The organism is Phytopseudomonas seleniipraecipitans (assembly GCF_900102335.1).
Taxonomy (GTDB): domain Bacteria; phylum Pseudomonadota; class Gammaproteobacteria; order Pseudomonadales; family Pseudomonadaceae; genus Aquipseudomonas; species Aquipseudomonas seleniipraecipitans.
This window is the reverse complement of sequence record NZ_FNBM01000009.1, coordinates 136,576-160,003: the sequence shown is the minus strand read 5'-3', so window position 1 is coordinate 160,003 and position 23,428 is coordinate 136,576. Positions and strand designations below refer to the sequence as shown.

The 23,428-nt window shown below is 62.0% G+C and carries 22 protein-coding genes; 15 read left to right on the top strand and 7 right to left on the bottom strand.

The window, feature by feature from the left end; genetic code table 11:
- Window positions 1-5: 5 nt before the first annotated feature.
- The 3 genes from BLS60_RS17925 to BLS60_RS17915 all read right to left on the bottom strand — a co-directional run bounded on the left by BLS60_RS17925 (window position 6) and on the right by BLS60_RS17915 (window position 3,093).
- Window positions 6-626 carry an NAD(P)H-dependent oxidoreductase gene (locus BLS60_RS17925; protein WP_092370774.1) on the bottom strand — a complete coding sequence of 207 codons (621 nt, stop codon included), beginning with the start codon at window positions 624-626 and terminating at the stop codon, window positions 6-8.
- On the bottom strand, window positions 619-2,013 hold the full coding sequence (locus tag BLS60_RS17920) for a class II fumarate hydratase (protein ID WP_092370771.1): 1,395 nt from the start codon (window positions 2,011-2,013) through the stop codon (window positions 619-621). The genes BLS60_RS17925 and BLS60_RS17920 overlap by 8 nt, the downstream gene beginning before the upstream one ends.
- A gap of 69 nt (window positions 2,014-2,082) precedes the next feature.
- Window positions 2,083-3,093, bottom strand: coding sequence for a DUF2804 domain-containing protein (locus tag BLS60_RS17915; protein ID WP_092370768.1), 1,011 nt, complete (start codon window positions 3,091-3,093; stop codon window positions 2,083-2,085).
- A 237-nt stretch (window positions 3,094-3,330) separates the two neighbouring features.
- Here BLS60_RS17915 and BLS60_RS17910 point away from each other — a divergent pair, with 237 nt between their 5' ends.
- Window positions 3,331-3,831, top strand: coding sequence for a DUF2059 domain-containing protein (locus BLS60_RS17910; protein WP_070883521.1), 501 nt, complete (start codon window positions 3,331-3,333; stop codon window positions 3,829-3,831).
- Between the two features lie 53 nt (window positions 3,832-3,884).
- Complete coding sequence (locus BLS60_RS17905) at window positions 3,885-4,190, top strand: BolA family protein (protein WP_092370765.1); 306 nt, start codon at window positions 3,885-3,887, stop codon at window positions 4,188-4,190.
- A gap of 132 nt (window positions 4,191-4,322) precedes the next feature.
- Here BLS60_RS17905 and BLS60_RS17900 read toward each other — a convergent pair whose 3' ends face one another.
- Window positions 4,323-5,336 (bottom strand): zinc-dependent alcohol dehydrogenase family protein, encoded by a 1,014-nt coding sequence (locus tag BLS60_RS17900; protein ID WP_092370762.1) that lies wholly within the window; start codon window positions 5,334-5,336, stop codon window positions 4,323-4,325.
- Between the two features lie 249 nt (window positions 5,337-5,585).
- On the opposite strand from BLS60_RS17900, the gene trhO reads away from it, so the two are divergent.
- Genes trhO through BLS60_RS17885 form a run of 3 tightly spaced genes read left to right on the top strand, consistent with a single transcriptional unit; the run spans window position 5,586 to window position 8,930 of the window.
- Entirely contained in the window at window positions 5,586-6,524 is a 939-nt protein-coding gene (gene trhO, locus BLS60_RS17895) for an oxygen-dependent tRNA uridine(34) hydroxylase TrhO (RefSeq protein WP_092370759.1), read from the top strand.
- A 2-nt stretch (window positions 6,525-6,526) separates the two neighbouring features.
- Complete coding sequence (locus BLS60_RS17890) at window positions 6,527-7,159, top strand: DsbA family protein (RefSeq protein ID WP_092370756.1); 633 nt, start codon at window positions 6,527-6,529, stop codon at window positions 7,157-7,159.
- Window positions 7,152-8,930 carry an ABC transporter ATP-binding protein gene (locus BLS60_RS17885; protein ID WP_070883516.1) on the top strand — a complete coding sequence of 593 codons (1,779 nt, stop codon included), beginning with the start codon at window positions 7,152-7,154 and terminating at the stop codon, window positions 8,928-8,930. Before BLS60_RS17890 ends, BLS60_RS17885 begins: the two co-directional genes overlap by 8 nt.
- Window positions 8,931-9,226: 296 nt before the next feature.
- Here the strand turns inward: BLS60_RS17885 and BLS60_RS17880 are convergent, their stop codons facing one another.
- Window positions 9,227-9,835, bottom strand: coding sequence for a hypothetical protein (locus BLS60_RS17880; RefSeq protein WP_092370753.1), 609 nt, complete (start codon window positions 9,833-9,835; stop codon window positions 9,227-9,229).
- A 286-nt stretch (window positions 9,836-10,121) separates the two neighbouring features.
- Here BLS60_RS17880 and hppD point away from each other — a divergent pair, with 286 nt between their 5' ends.
- The 6 genes from hppD (at window position 10,122) to BLS60_RS22005 (ending at window position 17,924) form a co-directional block, all read left to right on the top strand.
- On the top strand, window positions 10,122-11,216 hold the full coding sequence (hppD, locus tag BLS60_RS17875; protein WP_092370750.1) for a 4-hydroxyphenylpyruvate dioxygenase: 1,095 nt from the start codon (window positions 10,122-10,124) through the stop codon (window positions 11,214-11,216).
- A gap of 4 nt (window positions 11,217-11,220) precedes the next feature.
- A complete protein-coding gene (locus tag BLS60_RS17870; protein WP_092370747.1) occupies window positions 11,221-12,360 on the top strand; it encodes a homogentisate 1,2-dioxygenase in 1,140 nt (379 codons plus the stop codon).
- A complete protein-coding gene (locus BLS60_RS17865) occupies window positions 12,360-13,340 on the top strand; it encodes a fumarylacetoacetate hydrolase family protein (RefSeq protein WP_092370744.1) in 981 nt (326 codons plus the stop codon). The genes BLS60_RS17870 and BLS60_RS17865 overlap by 1 nt, the downstream gene beginning before the upstream one ends.
- Before the next feature lie 234 nt (window positions 13,341-13,574).
- The gene (gene maiA, locus BLS60_RS17855) at window positions 13,575-14,225 is read left to right on the top strand and encodes a maleylacetoacetate isomerase (protein ID WP_092370737.1); all 651 of its coding nucleotides are present in this window, start codon (window positions 13,575-13,577) and stop codon (window positions 14,223-14,225) included.
- An 86-nt stretch (window positions 14,226-14,311) separates the two neighbouring features.
- Window positions 14,312-15,700 (top strand): amino acid permease, encoded by a 1,389-nt coding sequence (locus tag BLS60_RS17850; protein WP_092370734.1) that lies wholly within the window; start codon window positions 14,312-14,314, stop codon window positions 15,698-15,700.
- A 268-nt stretch (window positions 15,701-15,968) separates the two neighbouring features.
- On the top strand, window positions 15,969-17,924 hold the full coding sequence (locus BLS60_RS22005) for a methyl-accepting chemotaxis protein (RefSeq protein ID WP_092370731.1): 1,956 nt from the start codon (window positions 15,969-15,971) through the stop codon (window positions 17,922-17,924).
- A 208-nt stretch (window positions 17,925-18,132) separates the two neighbouring features.
- Here BLS60_RS22005 and BLS60_RS17840 read toward each other — a convergent pair whose 3' ends face one another.
- Window positions 18,133-19,263: a metal-dependent hydrolase gene (locus tag BLS60_RS17840; RefSeq protein WP_092370728.1), complete on the bottom strand. Its 1,131-nt coding sequence runs from the start codon at window positions 19,261-19,263 to the stop codon at window positions 18,133-18,135.
- A 143-nt stretch (window positions 19,264-19,406) separates the two neighbouring features.
- Between BLS60_RS17840 and arfB the strand changes: the two genes are divergently transcribed.
- Window positions 19,407-19,820 (top strand): alternative ribosome rescue aminoacyl-tRNA hydrolase ArfB, encoded by a 414-nt coding sequence (arfB, locus tag BLS60_RS17835; protein ID WP_092370725.1) that lies wholly within the window; start codon window positions 19,407-19,409, stop codon window positions 19,818-19,820.
- A 7-nt stretch (window positions 19,821-19,827) separates the two neighbouring features.
- Here arfB and dkgB read toward each other — a convergent pair whose 3' ends face one another.
- Complete coding sequence (gene dkgB / locus BLS60_RS17830; RefSeq protein WP_092370722.1) at window positions 19,828-20,631, bottom strand: 2,5-didehydrogluconate reductase DkgB; 804 nt, start codon at window positions 20,629-20,631, stop codon at window positions 19,828-19,830.
- Window positions 20,632-20,781: 150 nt separating this feature from the next.
- Here dkgB and BLS60_RS17825 point away from each other — a divergent pair, with 150 nt between their 5' ends.
- From BLS60_RS17825 to BLS60_RS17815, 3 genes are all read left to right on the top strand, one after another.
- Window positions 20,782-21,675 carry a LysR family transcriptional regulator gene (locus tag BLS60_RS17825; protein ID WP_092370720.1) on the top strand — a complete coding sequence of 298 codons (894 nt, stop codon included), beginning with the start codon at window positions 20,782-20,784 and terminating at the stop codon, window positions 21,673-21,675.
- A 182-nt stretch (window positions 21,676-21,857) separates the two neighbouring features.
- Window positions 21,858-22,259: a PA2779 family protein gene (locus tag BLS60_RS17820; protein ID WP_092370717.1), complete on the top strand. Its 402-nt coding sequence runs from the start codon at window positions 21,858-21,860 to the stop codon at window positions 22,257-22,259.
- On the top strand, window positions 22,244-23,203 hold the full coding sequence (locus BLS60_RS17815; RefSeq protein WP_092370714.1) for a PA2778 family cysteine peptidase: 960 nt from the start codon (window positions 22,244-22,246) through the stop codon (window positions 23,201-23,203). Before BLS60_RS17820 ends, BLS60_RS17815 begins: the two co-directional genes overlap by 16 nt.
- Window positions 23,204-23,428 lie beyond the last annotated feature (225 nt).

The window sequence follows — 23,428 nt, the reverse complement described above, 5'->3', positions numbered from 1 at the left end:
CCGGGTTAGACCCGGCTACCGAGCAGTTCCGCACGACGCAGCCAGTTCTGCCGTTGAGTCTCCGAAGACGGCCGAACCGGTGAAAACTCCGCCAGGCGACGAGTCTTGATGCCACAGAAGCCGAGAATGGTGCGTTTCATCTGGCGGTGCGCTGGCGCGCCGTAGACCCAGCGGAAGTACCAGCTCGGGGTATCTTGGGTGACCAGCAAATCCGCCGTGCGGCCGCTTAGCAGTTTGTCCCACAGCTGCGAATTGCTGCGGTACTTGAACGCGAAGCCGGGCAGCAGCACGCGGTCCAGAAAGCCCTTGAGCAGCGCCGGCAAGCCGCCCCACCAGACCGGGTAGACGAACACCAGGTGTTCAGCCCAGTGGATTTGCCGCTGTGCTTCGAGCAGGTCCGCTTCCAGCGTCTGCGTCTGGTCGTAACCCTCGTGCAGCACCGGATCGAAGGTGATTTCGCCAAGGCGTATCTGCCGCACCACGTGGCCTTCGGTGCGTGCTCCCAGGGCGTAGGCTTCGGCAAGCGCATGACACAGGCTGTCGCCTTTCGGTGTTCCGATGATCATCAGGATGCGCTTGCCATCACCTTCCAGTGGGGTGGCACCGCTCTTGGCGGTTTCAGTCATGTTGCCCTGCCTCCAGCATGGTTTCCGGGCGAACCCAGGCGTCGAACTGTTCTGCGCTCAAATGACCCAGCGCCAACGCTGCTTCACGCAGAGTGGTGCCTTCCTGATAAGCCTTTTTGGCAATCTCCGCAGACTTGTCGTAACCGATATGCGGATTCAGCGCGGTGACCAGCATCAGGCCACGCTCCAGGTGCTCTGCCATGCGCTGTTCGTCAGGCTGCATGCCGACGATACAGTGCTCGCGAAAGTTGCGACAGCCGTCGGCCAGCAGGCGAATCGACTGCAGGACGTTGTGAATGATCACCGGCTTGTAGACGTTCAATTGCAGGTGGCCCTGGCTGGCGGCGAAGCCGATGGTCACATCGTTGCCCATCACTTGGCAGGCCAGCATGGAGAGGGCTTCGCACTGGGTCGGATTAACCTTGCCAGGCATGATCGAGCTGCCTGGCTCGTTGGCCGGCAGGCGCACTTCGGCGAAGCCGCCGCGCGGGCCGGAGCCCAGCAGGCGCAGGTCGTTGGCGATTTTCATCAGTGCAATGGCCAGGGTTTTCAGAGCTCCGGACAGTGCCGCCAAAGGCTCGTGGCCAGCTAGTGCAGCGAACTTGTTGGGTGCGCTTTTCAGTGGCAAGCCGCTCAGCGCTGCCAGTTCGGCGGCGATAGCCTCGCCAAACCCCGGTGGCGAGTTCAGCCCGGTACCCACCGCCGTGCCGCCCTGGGCCAGCTCGCAGACGGCGGGGAGGGTGGCGTTTATTGCCTGTTCCGCCAGTTCGAGCTGGGCGACAAATGCCGACAGCTCCTGGCCGAAGGTGATGGGCGTGGCGTCCATCATGTGAGTGCGACCGGTTTTTACCAGACGGTTATGGCGTGCCGCCTGATCGGCCAGGGCCTCGCACAGCTCGCCAATCGCCGGCAGCAGGTCGCGTTTGACAGCGCCGACGGCGGCAATGTGCATGGCCGTCGGGAAGCAGTCGTTGGAGCTTTGTGCACGGTTGACATGGTCATTGGGGTGCACCGGGCTCTTGCCGCCACGCGGGTTGCCCGCGAGCTCGTTGGCCCGCCCGGCAATCACTTCGTTGACGTTCATGTTGCTCTGCGTACCGCTACCGGTCTGCCAGACCACCAGCGGGAACTGCTCGTCGTGCTGACCAGCGATCACTTCGTCGGCAGCCTGCTCGATCAGCCGGGCGATATCCGGGGGCAGGTCACCGATGCGGTCGTTGATGCGTGCGGCGGCTTTCTTGATCAGCGCCAGGGCGTGCACCACGGCAATGGGCATGCGCTCCTCGCCGATGGCGAAATTCACCCGCGAACGCTGGGTCTGCGCGCCCCAGTACGCGTCTTCAGGTACGTCGATTGGGCCGATACTGTCGGTTTCGGTGCGGCTCATGAGTAGGCTCTCCGTGGCTGTTCAGGCATTTAGGCTGTGACAATGGCCACACGTTCCACTTCGAATTGACTACCAGCGTGTTTGCGAGGCGCCTATCCAGCCGTTCGCCGCCTTGACCGGCACGCGTTCGCCATAGGCGTCACGCAGCAAACCATCGTACTGGCCAAACCACTCGTAGGTGTCGGCATAGAGCAGGCCGAGCCCCAGGCGCGGCTTGGCAACATGAACCTGACGCGGTGTAAACGTGAGGTCGACCTGGCCGTCGTCGGTAGACAAGTGCCAGGGTGCCAGCGGCTGCAGCCCGGTTTGGCGCATCTGCACGGCTTGTTCCAAGTGAAGAAGAAGCCCGCCAAACCACAGGGCATTTTCTGAATGCCCACTGTTATCCGTCCAGCCACTGCCGAAGTTGCCACCGATGCCGCCCGGGGCAGCAAACACGGCGCGCGTCCAATGGCTGTTGAGTGGCCACACGCCGCGGCCGAAATCCATCGATGCGAAGCTCTGCCCATTGGCGCATTGGTATTCACGTTCGCCGAGTTGAACGCTGCCGGTGACCGGCAAACCGACCTGGCGGCAGGTGGCGTGAAAACCTTTTTTGCCGAACGGTACGACCAGATTCACCGACTCCTGATGGTCAGGCCGCTGAATATCCAGCGCCAGGTGCAGCGGCAGCCCACCGATATCTGCCGAGGTGGCAGTCAGCCGTACCCGACCGGGGAACTCGTTGAAGTGCAGCTGCACGCGAGGGTGCTCGAAGGCATGGCTGCCGAGTGGCGTATCCGGCAGGCAGCAGCCGCGGGCGAAAAGGCTGAGTTGGCTGTGCGCGACATGTTGGCCGCTGTTAAGGTCGAGAAAATACACCGCGCCATAACCGACGTAGTCGATGTCGGCCTGGATCAGCGACAGCGTCCAGTCCGGGGTGTTGATGGTCCAGTGATTCCAGCGCTTGCGGCGGCCCAGATTGCCGGGCAGGGAACAGGCGACGCGCGGCTGCGACGACCAGCCAACGGCGTTGGGATTCAGCTGGCCAGCGGCATCACAGAGGGGAACGGGGGGCGCTGGTCCGAAGTGGCTATTCATTGGCACGTCCATGTGTGCGTAGGACGCCGTCGAGCATGCAGGCGTCGGGCTGAAAAGTATCGGCAGTTTGCGCCTAGCGCAAAGGGTGCACCAGTAGGCATTAGCGATAATTAACAGTCTTTCGCTGCCGAGTGTCGGCCAGCTGCCTGCGGGAAAGTACTTGAGGGCCGGGCTGCTGGGGCACAAAATGCCCGGCGGTCTGTCAAACCAGCTCACCCTTGTGTTCAGGAGTACCCGATGTCCCGTATCCCCGCACTCTGCATTGCCGCTCTGATGGCTGTCGGCAGCACTCAGGTGCTGGCTGATGCCCGCAGCCATAACGCTGACGCCGAGCGGTTCCTGCAGCTCGCCCACGCCGACAAGCTCGCCGTACCGGTGTACGCCCAGGTTCAGCAGATGTTCGCCCAGCGGTTCGCCGAGGCCAAGGCGCCGGAGAGTAAGCAGGCTGTGCTGGAAACCTATCAGGCCAAGGCCAACGCCGAACTGGACAAGGCGGTCGGCTGGGACAAGCTCAAGCCCGATATGGTCAAGCTGTACACCAGCAATTTCAGTGAACAGGAACTCAAGGATCTGATCGCCTTCTACCAGTCGCCACTGGGCCAGAAGGTCTTGCAGAAGATGCCGGCCCTGACCGCGCAGTCGGCGCAAATCACCCAGACCAAGCTGGAAACCGCAGTACCGTCAGTGAACAAGCTGCTGGCTGACATGAGCAGCGAGCTGGGCGTCAAGAAGCCCTGATACCTGCCGTGACCGGCATATCGCCGGTCACGGTTCACCCCGTGGAGCCACCGATGTCGAAACGCGAACACCTCCAGTCTGCCTTTGCCGCCCTGCATCCCGAGCACCTCGATGTGCAGGACGAGAGCCATATGCACAGCCGCGGTCTGGAAACCCATTACAAGGCCGTGATTGTCAGCCCGCAGTTCGAGGGCCTGAACGCCGTCAAACGCCACCAGAAGGTGTATGGCGCGCTCGGCGACGTTATGAGCCAGATCCATGCGCTAGCGCTGCACACCTATACCCCGCAGGAGTGGGCTGCTCAGGGCATCGCTCCCGAGTCGCCAACGTGTCGCGGCGGTAGCAAGCACGACCACTGAATGTCGGCCACTCGCAATCCCCGTAGGGTGGGTCACGCGTTATCGACCCACCAAGCCGTCTAACGGCGATAGCCGCAGTTAAACCCACACCGGGTATCGCGTTGCTCAACCCGGGCTACGTTGGATCGCCGCTCACCATTCAACGACGATCTTGCCGAAATGGCCGCCGCTCTCTTGAAGGCGGAACGCATATGCCAGGTTTTCCAGGGTGAAACTGCGATCAATCACTGGCCGCACGCCGGACTGTTCCAGCGCTCGCACATAATCCTGCTGGTGACGCCGGCTGCCGACGATCAATCCCTGTAGGCGCACCTGCTTGGCCATCAATACCGATGTCGGCACGTCGCCCTGGCGGCCGGTCAATACACCGATCAGCGCAATGTGGCCGCCCACCCGCACGGCAGTGATCGACTGCGCCAGAGTGCCAGGCCCGCCCACTTCAACGACCTGATCCACGCCGCGCCCGTCGGTCAGCTCCAGTACTCGTTTGCCCCAGTCCGGCGTTTGTCGATAGTTGATGGTGTGATCAGCGCCGAGCTTGCGCAGGCGTTCGAGTTTTTCATCGGACGAGGAGGTGGCAATCACCGATGCGCCCATCATCCTGGCGATCTGCAGGGCGGCGATCGAAACACCGCCGCTGCCCAGAATCAGCACGCTGTCACCGGCTTTCAGCCCGCCATCGACGACCAACGCGCGCCAGGCAGTCAGCCCCGCGGTGGTGATAGTCGCCGCCTCGGCGTGGCTCCAGCCGAGCGGCGCATGAGTAAAGGCAGTGGCAGCACGCACCGCGAACTGGGTGGCGAAGCCATCGATGCCATCGCCCGGCGTGCCGGCGAAATTGCTCGCCAAGGTAAGGGCTTCGCCGTTTTCCCAGTGCGGGAAGAAGGTCGATACCACGTGATCACCGACTTGAAACTCACTGACGCCTTCGCCTATGGCTTCGACTACACCGGCACCATCGGCCATCAGCACCCGGCCGTCAGCCGCAGTGCTGCTGCCGTTGGCTACCAGCAGGTCGTGGAAGTTCAGCGAGCTGGCGTGCAGGGCCACACGGATTTGGCCTGGCTGCGGCTGGCCGGGATCGGCGATGTCAGTCACCTCGAGCTTGTCGAGGCCTCCGGGTGTGCGGACGACGACGGCTTTCATGGGCTGCTCCTCTGTGATCATCGCGGCCGGAAATCGCCGCGCTTCTCTCTCGACCGTCCTCGGCAGTCAGCGTTCCAGCTCTGTCCCCTACACCTTGGCGGCCAACACCAGTAAACTGCACGGCCCATTTCTCCAGTACCCCTCGCGCCATGGCTCGGAGTGCCATCGCGCACCGCGGTGTATTGGCGAAACGGTTTTATTCAATTCCCAGTCCGCCCTTTGCGAGGGCGACTACTGAAGGACAGTGACATGACCGATAACATCGTCGTGGCGGCGCTCTACAAATTCGTTTCCCTGCCGGACTACGAAGCGCTGCGCCAACCCCTGCTCGACACCCTGCTGGCTAACGACATCAAGGGCACGCTGCTGCTCGCCGAGGAAGGCATCAACGGTACCGTTTCCGGCAGCCGCGCCGGCATCGATGGGCTGTTCGCCTGGTTCGCTCAGAACCCGCGCCTGGCCGATGTGGACCACAAGGAGTCCTACTGCGCCGAGCAACCGTTCTACCGCACCAAGGTCAAGCTGAAGAAGGAAATCGTCACCCTGGGCGTGCCGGGCGTTGATCCGAACCAGCGTGTCGGCACTTACGTGGAGCCGAAGGACTGGAACGCGCTGATCAGCGATCCCGAGGTGCTGCTGATCGACACCCGTAACGATTACGAAGTGTCCATCGGCACCTTCGAGGGCGCCATCGACCCGCAGACCAAGTCGTTTCGCGAGTTTCCGGATTACATTCGCGAGCACTTCGATCCGAGCAAGCACAAGAAGGTGGCAATGTTCTGCACCGGCGGCATCCGCTGCGAAAAGGCCTCCAGCTACATGCTCAATGAGGGGTTCGAAGAGGTCTATCACCTCAAGGGCGGCATCCTCAAATACCTCGAAGACGTACCGCAGGAAGAAACCAAGTGGCAGGGCGACTGCTTCGTGTTCGACAACCGCGTGACCGTGCGCCATGACCTCAGCGAAGGTGACTACGACCAGTGCCACGCCTGCCGAACGCCAATCTCGGTTGAGGATCGCGCCTCCGAATATTTCACTCCAGGCGTGAGCTGCCCGCATTGCTGGGATTCGCTGCCGGAGAAAACCCGTGAAGGTGCCCGCGAGCGCCAGCGTCAGATCGAACTGGCCAAAGCACGCAATCAGCCCCATCCTCTGGGCAATAACCCCCGTCAGAAACACGAGGCCTGAGGATGCATGCGCGCCTGCTTTATGTGATGGACCCGATGTGTTCCTGGTGCTGGGGCTTTGCGCCGGTGGTCGAAGCACTCGCGGCACAGGCGGCTGAGCGCGGCGTGCCGATGGAGTTGGTGCTTGGTGGGCTGCGCCGTGATCAGGTGGCCATCGACGCCGCCGCGCGGGTGCGCTATCTGGGCTATTGGCAGGCGGTCAACGCCACTACCGGGAAACTCTTCAATTTCGACGCCGGGCTGCCCGAAGGCATGCGCTACGACACCGAAGCGGCGTGCCGCGCGGTGGTCACCGTGCGTAGCCTCGATGCGCAGAGCGCCCCGCTCATGGCGCAACGTATTCAGCAGGCCTTTTACCAAGAAGGCGCGGACGTGACCCATGCGCCGACGCTGGTGAGGCTGGCCGAGGAAGTCGGCATTCCGCGCATCGAGTTCGCCGAAGCCTTCGACAGTGAAGAACAGCACCGGGCCACTGCCGCGGATTTCAGCTGGACGCAGGACCTTGGTATCGCGGGCTTCCCAACCTTGCTGGCGGAGAAAAACGGGCGGCTGGCGTTGCTCACCAACGGCTATCAGCCCCTGGAGGCGTTGTCGCCACTGCTCGCGCGCTGGCTGGAGCATGCCATTGATGGTTGATCGCCTGAGCTGGGCGGAAATCCGTCGCCTGGCCTTGCGCCACAAGCGAGCATTGATCATCGCCAACCTGGTCGCCGTGCTGGCAACCCTGTGCAGTGTGCCGATCCCGTTGCTGTTGCCGCTGCTGGTGGATGAGGTGCTGCTGGGCGACGGCAACGCCGCCTTGCAGGTGATGGACAATTTCCTGCCCGAAGCCTGGCAAAGCGCGGTCGGCTACATACTGCTGATGCTGGCGCTGACCTTCATGCTGCGCGGCGGCGCGCTGATCTTCAACGTGGTGCAGGCGCGGCTGTTCGCGCGGCTCTCCAAGGATATCGTCTACCGCATTCGCATCCGCCTGATCGAGCGCCTCAAGCGCATTTCCCTCGCCGAGTACGAAAGCCTCGGCGGCGGCACAGTCACCACCCACTTGGTCACTGATCTCGACACCCTGGATAAATTCATCGGCGAAACCCTCAGCCGTTTCCTGGTCGGGGTGCTGACCCTGGCCGGCACCTCGGGGATTCTGCTGTGGATGCACTGGAAGCTGGCGCTGCTGATCCTGCTGTTCAATCCGCTGGTGATCTACGCAACGGTGCAGCTGGGCAAGCGCGTCAAACACCTGAAGAAACTCGAAAATGACAGCACTTCGCGTTTTACCCAGGCGCTGACCGAGACCCTGGATTCGATCCAGGAAGTGCGCGCCGGCAACCGCCAGGGCTACTTTCTCGGCCGCCTCGGTGGGCGTGCCCGCGAAGTGCGTGACTACGCCGTGGCCTCGCAATGGAAGACCGACGCCTCGAATCGCGCCAGCGGCCTGCTGTTTCAGTTCGGCATCGATGTGTTCCGCGCCGCGGCGATGCTCACCGTACTGTTCTCCGACCTGTCCATCGGGCAGATGCTCGCGGTATTCAGCTACCTGTGGTTCATGATCGGCCCGGTGGAGCAGCTGCTCAGCCTGCAATACGCCTTCTACGCCGCCGGTGGCGCGCTGACCCGTATCAACGAACTGCTCGGCCGTCGTGACGAGCCGGACTACGTCGGTGGCGCCGACCCGTTCAAGGGGCGCGAAACGGTTGGCATCGACATCCGCGACCTGAGTTTCTCCTACGGTGAAGAACCGGTGCTGGCCGGCCTCAACCTGTCCATCTCGCCCGGCGAAAAGGTGGCCATCGTCGGCGCCAGCGGCGGCGGCAAAAGCACCCTGGTGCAGCTGCTGCTGGGCTTGTACACGCCACAGTCCGGCGTCATTCGCTTTGGCGGCAGCAGCCAGGAAGAAATCGGCCTGCCGGCGATCCGCGAGCACGTGGCGGTGGTGCTCCAGCACCCGGCGCTGTTCAACGATACGGTACGCGCCAACCTCTGCATGGGCCGTGAGCGCAGCGACGAAGCCTGCTGGCAGGCGCTGACCATCGCACAGCTGGCGCAGACCATCCGCCAGTTGCCGCAGGGTCTGGACACCGTGGTTGGCCGCTCGGGCGTGCGTTTGTCGGGCGGGCAGCGCCAGCGGCTGGCCATTGCACGCATGGTATTGGCCGAACCCAAGGTGGTGATCCTCGACGAAGCCACCTCGGCACTCGACGCGGCTACGGAATACGCCCTGCACGAAGCGCTGGCGCAGTTCCTCAACGGCCGCACCACCTTGATCATCGCCCACCGTCTGAGTGCGGTGAAGCAGGCGGATCGGGTGCTGGTATTCGATGGTGGCAGCGTCGCCGAAGATGGCGACCACCGCCAACTGATCGCCGACGGCGGCCTGTACGCCAAGCTCTACGGCAACTTGCAGCACTAGGCCGGTGTTCGCCCGGCACCGCATGGGAGCACGCTTGCTGGCGATGGGGTTGCGGCCATATCGCAATATCCGTGTTGGCCGGACGATTCGCCTCGGGGTCGGGGCTCCTATAGGTTTGAGTTGTCTGCGGCGCGCGCGCAGCTCTTGTAGGAACGTCGCCCTCGGCGCGAAACGATTATGGGCTTACCGCATATTCGTGGTGATACAGCATCCCGTAGCCTGTGGTGGAGCGTAGCGATACCCAGGATCGTCCCTGGGTATCGCTACGCTCCACGCTGTGCTACCAAAAGCAATCTCTACTCACGCGGCAGTTTGCTACCCCATTGCTGGATCGCCTTGGTGCGTTGCACGCTGGCATTGACGGCCTTGTCGAGTTCTTCGTTGTAATCCGACAGCCAGCTGCGTGAGCCGGGAATCATGTCGGCCAGATCGCGCATACCGTTCTTCAATGCTTGCAGGCTCTGCTGAAAGCTTTGCTCCTGACCCAGCAAGGTGCGGCCCATGAGCTTCAAGGCGGCAACATCCTGCGATGGCGGTGCTGCAGGTGTCGCCGCGACCGGGGCGGGCGCTGGCGGTGGGGCTGCGGCCAGTTTCAGCAAAACGTCCTGGCGCTTTTGGTCCTCTTTGACAGCGGTTAGCTCCTTTTCCAGCATATCGGCACGCTGCTGCAGCGCCGCGAAGGCTGCAGGATCAAAGGGTGGCGGCTCGTCGGCAAGCATCTTCACCACTGCGGATGTCGCCAGGCTCGACAGCACGATAAACAGCAGCAACGCCAGCGCGAAAATCAGTATGCGATTGAAGCGGTTGGCTTTCTCCAGCTTGGCCAGGCGTTCTTCGTCGCTATCGGGAGCGAGGTCAAAGGCCGCGCTCGGGCTTTCGGGTTCGGAGGGCGTTTCACTGCTCATTGCGGCCTCTGTGTAATGTATCGGCAAGATGACAGTCATTCTGGCAGCGTTTGGGCATATCTGCCTGTCATCGTGACGGAATCAAAATCGACCGCTATGTAAAGAAAGATTTACGATAATGCGGGGTTCGCCGAGGTCTGCTGGCGGAAAATCAAGCGATTGCAGGCATCTGTATCGAACCTTTGCCAACGGGTCGCGCCACTCTCTGCCAGAGTCACCCTATAACCCTTGCCGCGCTTGCTCGCCTCGATTGTCATGAAGCCATAACGACAACGAGGACACCCCCATGAATGCCGTGGCGAAAATCGAGCAACACAACCCCATCGGAACCGACGGTTTCGAGTTCGTGGAATTTACTGCTCCCACCCCTGAAGGCATCGGGCAATTGCGCCAGCTGTTCACGGCCATGGGCTTCACCGAAACGGCCAAGCACCGCAGCAAACAGGTGTGGCTGTTCCAGCAGCACGGCATCAATTTCGTCCTCAATGGCAGCCCGACCGGCCACGTGCATGCCTTCGCCAAGAAGCACGGGCCGAGCGCGTGCGCCATGGCCTTCCGGGTGCGCAATGCCGCTCAGGCGGCCGCTTATGTTGAGGAGCAGGGCGCCACGCTGGTGGGTAGCCACGCGAATTTCGGTGAGCTGAACATTCCCTGCGTCGAAGGTATTGGCGGCTCGCTGCTGTATCTGGTCGACCGTTACGCCAGTGAGCGTGGCACACAGAGCATTTATGACGTGGATTTCGAGTTCATCGAGGGTCGTGGCGCGGATGACAACGCGGTCGGCCTGCAGATGATCGACCACCTCACCCACAACGTGAAGCGTGGGCAGATGGATGTGTGGTCCGGTTTCTACGAGCGCATCGCCGGCTTCCGCGAGATTCGCTATTTCGATATCGAAGGCAAGCTCACCGGCCTGGTTTCTCGGGCCATGACCGCGCCGTGCGGCAAGATCCGCATTCCGATCAACGAGTCGGCGGATGACAAATCGCAGATCGAGGAATTCATCCGCGAGTACCACGGCGAGGGTATCCAGCACATCGCGCTGTCCACCGATGACATCTATGCCACCGTGCGCAAGCTGCAGGCCAACGGCGTGGTCTTCATGAGCACGCCGGATACCTACTACGAGAAGGTCGACCAGCGCGTGGCCGGGCATGGTGAGCCGTTGGACGTGCTGCGTGACCTGAGTCTGTTGATTGACGGAGCGCTGGGCGACGACGGCATTCTGCTGCAGATATTCACCAACACGGTGATTGGCCCGATCTTCTTCGAGATCATCCAGCGCAAGGGCAACCAAGGATTTGGCGAAGGCAATTTCAAGGCCCTGTTCGAATCCATCGAAGAGGACCAGGTGCGTCGCGGTGTGATCAGCGAGGAGTAGCGCCATGAGCCGCAAATGGATCAGCTTTCCCCTGCGTGAAGGCGAGCACTCGCGTCAGGCTCACTGTGACTTGCCGGCCGAGACCTATGAGCGGGAGATGGGCCGCGAAGGTTTCTTCGGCCCCGTCACTCATCTGCACCACAAGCATCCGCCGACTGGTTGGGTGGACTGGCAGGGCCCGCTGCGGCCCCATGCCTTCAACTTCAACCAAATTCCCAGCGAGCACGACTGCCCGCTGCAGGCGCCGGTGACCCTGCACAACGCTGACATCCGGCTGCGCGTGTGGAAGACCGCAGGTGCCATGACGCACTTGGTGCGCAACAGTGACGGTGACGAGCTGCTCTTCGTGCATGACGGTGCAGGGCACTTCTATTGCGATTTCGGCCACCTCGAATACCGCGATGGCGATTACCTGGTGATCCCCCGCGGCACTGCCTGGCGTATCGAGCCGACAGCGCCCAGCCATTTCCTGCTGATCGAGAACACTGACGGTGCCTATCAGTTACCGGACAAAGGCCTGCTCGGCCCCCAGGCGATCTTCGACCCGGCGATGCTCGAGCACCCGCACATCGATGACGCCTTCAAGGCCCAGCAGGACGAGCGAAGCTGGCAGATCCGCATCAAGCGGCGCAACCAGATCAGCACGGTGACCTACCCCTACAACCCGCTGGACGTGGTCGGCTGGCACGGTGATAACACCGTAGTGCGCCTCAACTGGCGCGATATTCGCCCCTTGGCGAGCCATCGCTACCACTTGCCGCCCTCGGTACATACCACCTTCGTCGCCAACGGCTTCGTGGTCTGCACCTTCACGCCGCGACCGGTGGAGTCCGATCCCGGCGCGCTGAAGGTGCCGTTTTTCCACAACAACGATGATTACGACGAAGTGCTGTTCTATCACCGCGGCAATTTCTTCAGCCGCGACAACATCGAAGCGGGGATGGTCACCCTGCATCCCTGCGGCTTCCCCCATGGCCCGCACCCCAAGGCGTTGAAAAAGGCGCAGATAGATCCCGCCACGTTCACCGATGAAGTGGCGGTGATGATCGACACCCGCCGCGCGCTGGAAGTGGCTGACGCCGCCGCTGCGGTGGACGTCGCCGAATATGTGAATTCCTGGCGCGCGCCGGGCAAGGAGTCCTGATGAAACTTGCATCCCTGAACCAGGGCCGCGATGGCGTGCTGGTGGTGGTTTCCCGCGATCTGTCGCGCGCCGTGCGTGTGCCGCAGATTGCCCAAACGCTGCAGGCCGCCCTGGATGACTGGGCGAGCAAGCGGCCCCAATTGGAATCGGTTTACCAGCGCCTGAATGACGGCCTAGAGACTGGCGCCTTCGATTTCGACCAGGGCGCCTGCCACAGCCCGTTGCCGCGTGCCTATCATTGGGCCGACGGCAGCGCCTACGTCAATCACGTGGAGCTGGTGCGCAAGGCCCGTGGCGCGGAAATGCCTGAGTCGTTCTGGCACGAGCCGTTGATGTACCAGGGCGGTGCAGACGCCTTCATCCCGCCCCATGCGCCGATCCGCCTGGGTGACGAAGCCTGGGGCATCGACCTGGAAGCCGAGCTGGCGGTGATTACCGACGACGTTCCGATGGGTGCGACGCCGGCTCAGGCGCTCGGGCATATCCAGTTGCTGCTGCTGGTCAACGACGTGTCGCTGCGCAACCTGATTCCCGGCGAGTTGGCGAAGGGCTTTGGCTTCTATCAGAGCAAGCCGTCATCAAGTTTCTCACCGGTAGCCGTTACCCCGGACGAACTGGGTGAGAGCTGGAGGGAGGGGCGCCTGCACCGGCCCTTGGTGTCGCACATCAATGGTCAGCTGTTCGGCCAGCCCGACGCCGGCACCGACATGACCTTCGACTTCCCCACGCTGGTTGCCCATGCCGCGCGCACCCGCCCTCTGGGCAGCGGCACCATCATCGGCTCCGGCACCGTCTCCAACTACGACCGCAGCGCAGGCTCCAGCTGTCTGGCCGAAAAACGCATGCTTGAGGTGCTTGAACAGGGTGAGGCGAAAACACCGTTCCTGAAGTTCGGCGACCGAGTGCGCATCGAGATGTTCGATGCAGCCGGAGCGAGCATATTTGGCGCCATCGACCAGCAGGTGGAGCGCTATCCCTAGACTGTAAGTACGTCGCCCTCGGCGCGAAGCGATCGCTGGCTTGCTGAAAAATCCACGTTTGTTACACGATTCGCCCCGAGGTCGGGGCTCCTACGGGGCGCGGGGCGCCTGAAGATGTCAGTCGTTGGCGTAGAAGCGTCGCCCTCGTTGCTAAGCGATAGCTGCTTTGCCGCGTACTCGGCGTCGGCCGCTTGATTCGCCTTGGGGCGGGTTCCGATGAATAGGGAGGTCACCGTGTTGACGTTATACGGCTACTGGCGCTCCAGCGCCGCCTACCGGGTGCGCATTGCGCTGAATCTTAAGGGGCTCGCCTATCAGCAGATTCCGGTGCATCTGGTGCGTGGTGGCGGCGAGCAACATGGCGATGCGTACCAAGCCCTGAACCCTCAAGGCCTGGTGCCGTTGCTGGTGGATGAGGAAAACGGTGGCGTCACCATCGCGCAGTCCCTGGCGATTCTCGAATACCTCGACGAGATTTTTCCGGTCCCGGCGATTCTTCCCGACGATCCCCTGCAGCGTGCGGCGGTGCGCGCCCTGGCGCTGCACATCGCCTGCGAAGTGCACCCGCTCAACAACCTGCGGGTGCTGCAGTATCTCGGTGGCGAGCTGGGCGTCTCCGAGCAGCAGAAAAACGCCTGGTACCGGCATTGGGTCACCGAGGGCCTGGCTGCGGTGGAGCAAGGTTTGGCGGCGTACGGTGAAACATTCTCCCTTGGCAAGCGGCCCGGCTATCTGGAAGCCTGTTTGATCCCACAGGTGTACAATGCGCGCCGTTTCGACTGTGACCTCGATGCGTACCCTCGCATCCTTGCGCTGGCCGCGCGTTGTGAGGCGATCGAGGCGTTCCGCCAAGCAGCACCGGACGCCCAGCCCGACGCGCAGTAATCCGCGAGACAAGCCCTTAGCCATTCCGCCAGGCCATGAGCCGGGCGGGTTCGATCCTGTCACGGTCGATCACCCACAGGTGACAGATGCCAAGCGAAATGCTCCAGACAGGCCCGCTCAAGCGCGGCCTGAAGAATCGCCATATTCAGTTGATCGCCCTGGGTGGCGCCATCGGTACCGGCCTGTTCCTCGGCTCGGCCGGAGTTATGGCGTCGGCCGGGCCATCGATGATTCTTGGCTATGCCATTGGCGGCTTCATCGCCTTCCTGATCATGCGCCAGCTTGGCGAAATGATCGTCGAAGAGCCGGTAGCCGGTTCCTTCAGCCACTTTGCACACGCCTATTGGGGGCCGTTCGCGGGGTTTCTCTCGGGCTGGAACTACTGGGTGTTGTACGTGCTGGTCGGCATGGCCGAACTCACCGCAGTGGGCAAGTATGTGCAGTACTGGTGGCCGGAGGTACCGACCTGGGCCACCGCCGCGGTGTTCTTCCTAGTCATCAACGCCATCAACCTGACCAATGTGCGGGTATTCGGCGAGGCCGAGTTCTGGTTCTCGATCATCAAGGTGGTGGCGATCATGGGCATGATCCTGCTCGGCTGCTACCTGCTGTTCAGCGGCGCAGGTGGCGAGCAGGCATCGGTGAGTAACTTGTGGAGCCACGGCGGCTTCTTCCCCAACGGTATCTCGGGGCTGGTGATGGTGATGGCCATCATCATGTTCTCCTTCGGCGGCCTGGAGCTGGTGGGCATTACTGCGGCCGAAGCTGACCAACCGAAAACGGTGATCCCCAAGGCGATCAATCAGGTGGTTTACCGCATCCTGATCTTCTACGTCGGCGCGCTGACCGTGCTGCTGTCGCTGCATCCGTGGGACGACCTGGTGGCGACCCTGACCGCCGGCGGTGACTCCTATGGCAGCAGCCCCTTCGTGCAGATTTTTTCGCTGATCGGCAGTGACACCGCTGCGCACATCCTCAACTTCGTGGTGCTCACTGCGGCGTTGTCGGTCTACAACAGCGGCGTGTACTGCAACAGCCGCATGCTTTATGGCTTGGCCGAGAAGGGCAATGCGCCCAAGTCGCTGCTCAAGGTCGACAAGCGCGGTGTGCCGGTGCTGGCTATTTTCTTCTCGGCGGCTTTCACGCTGATCTGTGTGGTGGTCAACTACCTGGTGCCGAAGAGCGCGCTGGAGCTGCTGATGTCCCTGGTGGTCGCCGCGCTGGTGATCAACTGGGCGATGATCAGCCTGGCCCATATCAAATTCCGCAAGGCCATGCAGGCCAAGGGCGTCGAGCCGTCGTTCAAGGCCTTCTGGTTCCCCTTCGCCAACTACCTGTGCCTGGGGTTCGTGTTGTTCATCCTTGCTCTGATGCTGTTCATTCCGGGCATTCGCATGTCGGTGATCGCCATCCCGTTCTGGCTGCTGTTCATTTGGGGTTGCTTCCAGTTGCGCCAGCGTCAGCTCGCTCGGTAAACCGCCACGTTCAACACGCCCGCAGTGCAATGCTGCGGGTGGTATTCGCGCCAACTGATGGCCTGCACGAGGCGCGCTGGCCTTTTCTTGCGCTACAGCAAAAACGCATTGAAACGCTGCCGGTATAGTGGCCAGTTACTGTCGCGTGGCCGAGATTTTTTCGCTAAGGCTTTGTGCCAATCAGCCGACTAACTATCTGAAACCATGACTTGCACCGTTCAAAACTGAGCGACTGCACTGCGAACACAAAAATAATGGAGCCGCTTGGATGTTGCATTCTGCCACTCGACTGTTCGTCGATCTTTCCGTAGGCAAGAAACTTCTAGTGGGTTTTGGCCTTGTGCTTTTACTGACCGTCGCCGTAACCGGCGCTGGTTTCGTTGCCGTGCAGGCGGTAATGAAGGGGCACGCCCAGTCACTGGGGCTTTCGACCATCAATGAGCAGGTGCTGGGGGCCAGGCGTATGGAGCGCGATTACGCCATCAGCCACAGTGAGGCCGACGCGCAACGCATGCGCGACCGGCTCGCCATGGTGCGTGCGGAGCTGGCGGAGCAAATCGCCCGCGCTACGCCGACCGAGCGTGAGCATCTTCAGGCCATGGATACCGCTGCTGCCGACTATCTGCAGCAGTTCGACGCCAGCGTGCAACAGCGAGCGCGCGCCAACGAATCCCGCATGCAGATGGACGAGGCCGCGCAAGAAGCGCGCAGCCAGTTCGAAATGATCGAGCTGGACATGTATGACGCGGTGCGCGAACTGCGCTTGGCCGGTGACCAGCTGCGTGGCAGCGACCCGCTGACTCTGGCGGAAACCGCCTCCAACCTCAGCAAACGCATGCTCGAACTGCGCAGCCATGAAAGCCAGTTCATCATCGACGGTTCGCCCACGGCGCTGGAAGACTGGAACATGGTCAGCTACGACCTGCAGTCATCGGCCAACGGCCTGATGGTGTGGCTCAGTGATGATCAGAAGCGCGCTATCGAAGCCGCTCTGGTGGCGCTCGCCAGCTACCAGCAGGCTTTCACCAACTTCCAGCAGGTCTATGAGCAGAGCAAGGCCAGCGATGCGGCCATGTTGCAGCAGGCCGATCAGGTCCTGGCGCTGGCTGAGCAGGCCAAAAATGTCGAAGAACAAAGCATGGGCGACGACAGCCGCAGCGCCATGTTGCTGCTCGGCAGCATGGGCATAGCGGCTGTGCTGATTGGGCTGTTCGCAGCGGTGAGTATCAGCCGCTCCATCGTCGCACCGCTGCGTCAGACCGTGGCGTTCGCCCGTCGTATCGCCGAGGGTGACCTGAGCCAGGACCTGCCGCAGGATCGTCATGACGAACTCGGCCAACTGCTCGAAGCCATGCAGGGCATGACCCGCAGCCTGCGCGATCTGGTTGGGCGGATCAGCGGCGGCGTCGGGCAGATTGCCGCGGCAGCCGAGCAGCTTTCCGCCATTACTGCGCAAACCAGCGCTGGCGTGCAGACCCAGAAAGAAGAAACCGAGCAGACCGCCACCGCCATGCACCAGATGGCAGCGACCGTGCAGGAAGTGGCGCAAAACGCCGAGCAGGCTTCGTTGGCTGCCGCCGATGCCGACCGTGAAGCGCAGCAGGGCAACCTGGTGGTGCAGCAGGCCATCAGCCAGATCGGCAAGTTGGCTGAAGAGGTCGAACAATCGGCCGAAGCCATGCAGGAGCTGAATCAGGAGAGTGGGCGCATCGGTAGCGTGCTCGAAGTGATCCGCGCAGTGGCCGAGCAGACCAACCTGCTGGCGCTCAACGCTGCCATCGAAGCGGCCCGTGCTGGCGATCAGGGCCGCGGCTTTGCGGTGGTCGCTGACGAAGTACGCGCCTTGGCGCGGCGTACCCATGATTCCACTCAGGAAATCGAAAGCCTCATCGCCAATTTGCAGCGCCTGGCCGGCGGCGCCGCGACCCAGATGGAAGGCAGCCGTGCGTTGACTCAGCGCACCGTGAGTCTTGCGGGCGAAGCGGGCGATGCGCTGGGGCGTATCACCCAGGCGGTGAGCACCATCGAACAGATGAATCACCAGATCGCTGCTGCTGCGGAAGAGCAGAGCACCGTAGCGGAAACCATCAGCGAAAGTGTCACTCGTGTACGCGACATTGGTGAGCAGAGCGCCAGCGCCAGCCATCAGACCGCCGCCTCAAGCGCTGAGCTGGCGCGGCTGGGTGTCGAATTGCAGGGGCTGGTACGGCAGTTCCGAACCTGAGTGGCGGCGGTATCCGGGGTGTTTACCCCGGGTATCGCTTCGCTCAACCCGGGCTACGTTCTTCGTTGCGCGCGGGGCGTTTCATCGTCCGACCTTGATGTAAACGGCGTCATCACTTCCTGAATGAACACGCTCCTATAGCCTGGGCTGAGCCCTGCGATACCCAGGGACGAATGCCCGGATATCGCTGCGGTCAACGGGCCACGCGCTATAACGCCGGATTGCTCTTCTCAGTTGCCGAGCTGGCAGCTTTATGGCCTGGAGCCAGATCGACGTCGGGCGGGGCGCTTTTACCTTGCGGATACTGGTTCAATTCGCTGGCCCACAAGGCCAGCGGTACGGGCGTCGCAGGTTGCCAGATGCGCTGCCAGAGTAATGTCAGGCGCTGCATATCGCCGCGCTCTGCTGGCCAGCGTTCGATAAACGGTTGCACTTTCCAGACATCATTCTGCCAATGAGCGAAATCGAAGCGGAACGGGTGAAAACCGGTCATGCCGAGGCGAATATCGGTCACCACCAGGTGAGCGCCAAGGCGGTCATAGCGAAGCACGTCATTGGTAAACCACTTCAGCCGTTGATGGGCCGGCGAATCGGACAGTGCCTCGCTTAACGCTGCACCACGCGGTATGCGTTCCAGCACTGGCGGCGCACTGTCGAACCAGCCGACCAGAGTTTCGTGGTAGTCCTCGCCCTCGATCACGATGACCCGCCACAGCAGCGTATTGAACGGTGTGGGTGAGCTGGAGATGCCTTTCGCTTCGATGCCCTGACTCGCCAGCTCGGTTTTCACCCGCTGCTCGGCCATGTACTTGCCGCCTAGCGTGGAGGCCAAATAAAGGGTGGAGAACGCCAGCGCCCAGTTGACCACCGGGTTGGCTTTGTCCTGCAAACCCCTGATCAGGCCGTAGATCACCGCGCCCAGCAGCGGCAGGCTGTAGATCGGGTCGATGATGAAGATGCTCGACCAGGCTGCCGGCGTTGGCGCGAACGGCCAAAGCAACTGAGTGCCGTAGCTGGTGAAGGCGTCGAGCAGCGGGTGAGTGATCAATACCAGCCAGATCGCCAGGAACAATCGTCGCGCCGAATAATCAGGATTGGGTCGCCACTGTCGTATCAACCAGGTCAGCAGCAGAGCCAGGCCGCTAAGCACGAACAGTGAGTGGCTGAAGCCTCGGTGATACGTCATGGCCGCGACCGAGTCGCCGTAATCGATGACCACATCCAGATCTGGCAAGGTGCCTAGCATGGCGCCGTACAGCAGCGCCTTGCGCCCCTGCCAGCGCCCCAGCAGGGCGCCCTGGATACTGGCGCCAAGTACGGCTTGGGTAATCGAATCCATGGAGTTCTCGCGAGTGGAGTGGGGCGGTCGCTTAAGTTACTCGAGCGCTTGGCCGTTCGTAGAAGCAAATTTCAAGCAAAGGTTTCAGCTGTGCGGGCGTCGCCATGGGCTATCCTGCACGCCCACAGCAAGCAAGGCGCCCCATGCTGGTCATCTCCAACAGCATTCATTTGCCCGACGACGAGGTCGAACTCACCGCCATTCGTGCTCAGGGCGCGGGCGGGCAGAACGTCAACAAGGTGTCGAGTGCCATGCACCTGCGCTTCGACAGCCAGGCGTCATCGTTGCCGCCTTTTTACAAAGAACGCCTGCTGGCCATGCGCGACAGCCGCATCACAGCGGGTGGCGTAGTGATCATCAAGGCGCAGCAATATCGAACCCAAGAGCAGAACCGCGCCGACGCGCTGGAGCGTCTGGCGGAACTGATCCGTTCGGCAGGCAAAACTGAAAAGGCCCGACGCCCGACCAAACCGACGCTTGGCTCGAAGAAGCGTCGGCTGGAAGGCAAGACCAAGCGCGGGGCGATCAAGGCGGGTAGGGGTAAGGTGGACTTTTAGTCCGTGCTTAATCCCACTTGGGAGCGAACCCTGGGTTGGCCAGGCGCTCGCCGCGCTCCAGCTTGGCAATGGAGGCCATGTCCTGCTCGCTGAGTGTCAGGTTCAAGGCGCCGAGGTTGCTTTCCAGGTTGGCGCGCTTGGTCGATGACGGGATTACCGCAAAGCCTTGCTGCAGCGCCCAGGCCAAGGCGACCTGTGCCGGGTTGGCGGCGTGGCCGGCGGCGATGCCTTGAATCACCGTGTCGCTGATGACCTTGCCGTAAGCCAGCGGCATGTAGGCGGTCAGATGGATACCGTGCTCCTGAGCGAACTCAACGACCTTGCGGTTCTGCAGGAATGGGTGGATTTCCACCTGATGGGTGGCGATCTGGTCGGCACCGACCACTTCCATGGCTTGTTGCAGGTGGGCGTTGGTGAAGTTCGATACGCCAATCTTGTCGGTCAGGCCGGCGGCCTTGGCTTCCATCAATGCGGCCATGTATTCGGCCACCTGAATCTCGTCGTTGGGCGACGGCCAATGAATCAGGGTCAGGTCGACCTGGCCGAGGTGCAGTTTGCGCAGGCTTTCCTTCAGGCTGGGGATCAGCTTGTCGGAGCCGAGGTTGTCGGTCCAGACCTTGGTGGTGACGAACAGCTCGCTACGCGGTACGCCGCTTTCTGCGATGGCCTGGCCGACTTCGGCCTCATTGCCGTAGATCTGGGCGGTATCGATATGCCGATAGCCCAGTTCGAGACCATTGCGGACCGAGTCGATGACCTGTTGATCCTTGAGGCGGAACGTGCCGAGGCCTAGGGCGGGAATCTGCTGCATGAGGGGCTCCTGTCAAATGGACTGTCTGTAGCTGACAGCGCTGTGGCGGGGTTGTTGCGCTGGATTGGTGAGCCAGTATGTACCGTGGACTTATGCGCAAAAACCGCGTTTCATGCAGAACATATTTGCGTCGCACTCACGAATACCGCCATGAAAACTACCCTCGACGAACTTCTCGCCTTCAGTACTGTGGTCGCCAGCGGCTCCATAAGCGCCGCCGCGCAGCAGTTGGGGCAGACCGCTTCGGGCATCAGTCGCGCTCTCAGTCGCCTGGAAGAAAAGCTCGACGTGACACTCTTGCAGCGCACCACCAGGCGCTTGGATCTGACCGAAGAGGGCCATGCCTTTCTCGCCCAGGCGCGGCGTATCCTCGATAGCGTCGAAGAGGCAGAAGAGCAAATGCGCGTACGTCGGCAGACGCCGGCCGGGCGGTTGCGCGTCAACGCCGCTGCGCCTTTCATGTTGCATGGCGTGGTGCCGCTGGTGAATGGCTTTCGCGAGCGTTACCCGAATATCCAGCTGGAGCTGCACAGCAGCGATGAAATCATCGACTTGATCGAGCAGCGCACCGACGTGGCGATCCGTATCGGCCCGCTGCGCGACTCGACCCTGCACGCTCGGCCGCTTGGCAGCAATCCCCTACGGGTTTTGGCCAGCCCGGCTTACCTGCAGGTGCACGGAGTGCCGGCCAGCGTCGAGGCGCTGGCCGGCCATAATCTCCTCGGCTTTACCCAACCGGAGAGCCTCAATCAGTGGCCGTTGCGAAACCCGCAGGGTGACGCCTTCACTATTGAGCCGAGCCTGCAGGCCTCAAGTGGGGAAACCCTTCGTCAACTGGCCCTTGGCGGCGCCGGAATTGTTTGCCTGGCGGATTTCATGACCCACCTTGATCGTGCCCGCGGTGATCTGGTGCAGGTACTCACCGAGCACACCGTGGAGGTCCGCCAACCGATACACGCCGTTTACTATCGCAATACCGCGCTTACCTCACGCATCACCTGTTTTCTCGACTACCTCAGCAGTCAGCTCGGCGAGGCGTCTTGAGGCGCTTGCCAGATAACGCATTTTTGCGGCGCAATTCGAGTCGCCAGCGGCTGCTCGAAGCGTGCCGCAAAAGCCGAGGCGACGAGGGCTCCAGCGCTTTCAGTCATGGGCGCTGATATAGGTGGAACTGGCTGTTTGCCAGGCGGGTCTAGGATGATGGTTAACAACAAGGAGATACCAAAATGACCAAGTCCCCGTTCTTCCGTCGTCTGGCTGCCATGTTGGCAGTGTTCCATGTCCTGATGATTGCCCAGGTTCCACTAGCCAACGCCGCGATGATCGGTACGGGTGAAGTGCTCACCGAGCAGCAACAGCAGGTCGACCGTCAGCAACTGCTGTCGATGCTCGATGATCAGCAGGTCAAGGAAAAGCTGGTCTCCATGGGTGTAGAGCGTGATCAGGTGGAAAATCGCATCAACAACCTGACCAGCGCCGAACTGTCGCAATTCAACGCGCAGCTGTCCGAAGCGCCGGCCGGTGCGGGTGTCGTAGGCATCATCGTGTTGTTCTTGGTGATCTTCATCATCACCGATATGCTCTGCGCCACAAACCTGTTCAGTTTCGTCAAATGCATAAATCGCTAAAACCGCTTCTCGCTTCACTTCTGATCGTTCTGCTCAGTGCATGCGCACGGTCTCCGGTGCTTTCGCCGGAGGCCGAGCGTCTGCCTGAGCGGGTCGAGCTGAGTAGTGTTCCTTTCTTTCCGCAGACCGCCTACCAGTGTGGGCCGGCTGCATTGGCGACCATGCTCAACCAGCGCGGTGTGCTGACTACCCCCGGTTTCCTGCAGGGCCAGGTGTATATCCCCGGCCGTGAGGGCAGCCTGCAGGTGGAAATGGTTGCCGCTGCCCGCTCCCATGACCTTCTTGTCTACCCGCTCAAGCCCAAGCTCGACGCTCTGCTCGCCGAAGTGGCCGCAGGCAACCCCGTGCTGGTGCTGCAGAACCTCGCTTTCGACTGGTACCCGCAATGGCACTTCGCAGTGCTGGTGGGCTATGACCGTCGCGAGCAGACGCTGATTTTGCGTTCCGGTACCAGCCGCCGCTGGACGGTGGATTTCGCTGCGTTCGACAAGACCTGGGCGCGCGGCAATCGCTGGGCCGTGCTGACCATGCCCGCCGACAAACTGCCTGCCACGGCTGAACCAACCGTGTGGCTCAAGGCCGCTGCGGATCTGGAAGAAGTCGGCCGCAAGGATGTCGCCCAGCATGCCTATCGCACAGCGACCCAGCGCTGGCCTGAACAGGCCGTAGGCTGGTTTGCCCTGGCCAACAGCCGTTACGCCGGTGGAGATTTACGCGGCGCCGAAGCGGCGTTTAGGGAAAGCGTCAACCGCCAGCCGGATTTCGCGGCCGGCTGGTTCAATCTCTCCCAGGTGCAGGACGAGCGTGGCTGCAAGAGCGAAGCCGCTAGCTCGCGCCAATGCGCGCAGCGCCTGGCACCAGATGACAAGCGTTTTGCCGTTGCCGGTAAGCAGGGTGAGGCATCTAGCCAGTGCACTGCGCCGATTGCGTGCCCGGTTCAGTAACCCATCTGGCAAAGCAAGACGGCGCTCATTGAGCGCCGTTTTTGTATGCAATTCCCCTACGCCGACCTGTCTGCTTTAACGTGGATCGGGCGCATAGTTGACGCTCTTTCATCCACTCGCCAGGTTGATTGATCGCACCCGCGCTCAAGCGTGGGTGCTGGGTTTGGGCGCTCCGGGCCCGCTTCCCTGCCCGCGGGGACGCAGAGCGTCCCGGAATGCATTCCC

Bases quoted from the DNA above. Each gene is read 5' to 3' on its own strand.
- BLS60_RS17910 (WP_070883521.1), top strand. From the start codon at position 3,331: ATGTCCCGTATCCCCGCACTCTGCATTGCCGCTCTGATGGCTGTCGGC.
- BLS60_RS17900 (WP_092370762.1), bottom strand. From the start codon at position 5,336: ATGAAAGCCGTCGTCGTCCGCACACCCGGAGGCCTCGACAAGCTCGAG.
- BLS60_RS17870 (WP_092370747.1), top strand. From the start codon at position 11,221: ATGAGCCGCAAATGGATCAGCTTTCCCCTGCGTGAAGGCGAGCACTCG.
- BLS60_RS17840 (WP_092370728.1), bottom strand. From the start codon at position 19,263: ATGGATTCGATTACCCAAGCCGTACTTGGCGCCAGTATCCAGGGCGCC.
- dkgB (WP_092370722.1), bottom strand. From the start codon at position 20,631: ATGCAGCAGATTCCCGCCCTAGGCCTCGGCACGTTCCGCCTCAAGGAT.
- BLS60_RS17850 (WP_092370734.1), top strand. From the start codon at position 14,312: ATGCCAAGCGAAATGCTCCAGACAGGCCCGCTCAAGCGCGGCCTGAAG.
- BLS60_RS17890 (WP_092370756.1), top strand. From the start codon at position 6,527: ATGCATGCGCGCCTGCTTTATGTGATGGACCCGATGTGTTCCTGGTGC.
- arfB (WP_092370725.1), top strand. From the start codon at position 19,407: ATGCTGGTCATCTCCAACAGCATTCATTTGCCCGACGACGAGGTCGAA.
- BLS60_RS17885 (WP_070883516.1), top strand. From the start codon at position 7,152: ATGGTTGATCGCCTGAGCTGGGCGGAAATCCGTCGCCTGGCCTTGCGC.
- BLS60_RS17925 (WP_092370774.1), bottom strand. From the start codon at position 626: ATGACTGAAACCGCCAAGAGCGGTGCCACCCCACTGGAAGGTGATGGC.
- BLS60_RS22005 (WP_092370731.1), top strand. From the start codon at position 15,969: ATGTTGCATTCTGCCACTCGACTGTTCGTCGATCTTTCCGTAGGCAAG.
- BLS60_RS17825 (WP_092370720.1), top strand. From the start codon at position 20,782: ATGAAAACTACCCTCGACGAACTTCTCGCCTTCAGTACTGTGGTCGCC.
- hppD (WP_092370750.1), top strand. From the start codon at position 10,122: ATGAATGCCGTGGCGAAAATCGAGCAACACAACCCCATCGGAACCGAC.
- BLS60_RS17920 (WP_092370771.1), bottom strand. From the start codon at position 2,013: ATGAGCCGCACCGAAACCGACAGTATCGGCCCAATCGACGTACCTGAA.
- trhO (WP_092370759.1), top strand. From the start codon at position 5,586: ATGACCGATAACATCGTCGTGGCGGCGCTCTACAAATTCGTTTCCCTG.
- BLS60_RS17905 (WP_092370765.1), top strand. From the start codon at position 3,885: ATGTCGAAACGCGAACACCTCCAGTCTGCCTTTGCCGCCCTGCATCCC.
- BLS60_RS17880 (WP_092370753.1), bottom strand. From the start codon at position 9,835: ATGAGCAGTGAAACGCCCTCCGAACCCGAAAGCCCGAGCGCGGCCTTT.
- BLS60_RS17915 (WP_092370768.1), bottom strand. From the start codon at position 3,093: ATGAATAGCCACTTCGGACCAGCGCCCCCCGTTCCCCTCTGTGATGCC.
- BLS60_RS17820 (WP_092370717.1), top strand. From the start codon at position 21,858: ATGACCAAGTCCCCGTTCTTCCGTCGTCTGGCTGCCATGTTGGCAGTG.
- BLS60_RS17815 (WP_092370714.1), top strand. From the start codon at position 22,244: ATGCATAAATCGCTAAAACCGCTTCTCGCTTCACTTCTGATCGTTCTG.
- BLS60_RS17865 (WP_092370744.1), top strand. From the start codon at position 12,360: ATGAAACTTGCATCCCTGAACCAGGGCCGCGATGGCGTGCTGGTGGTG.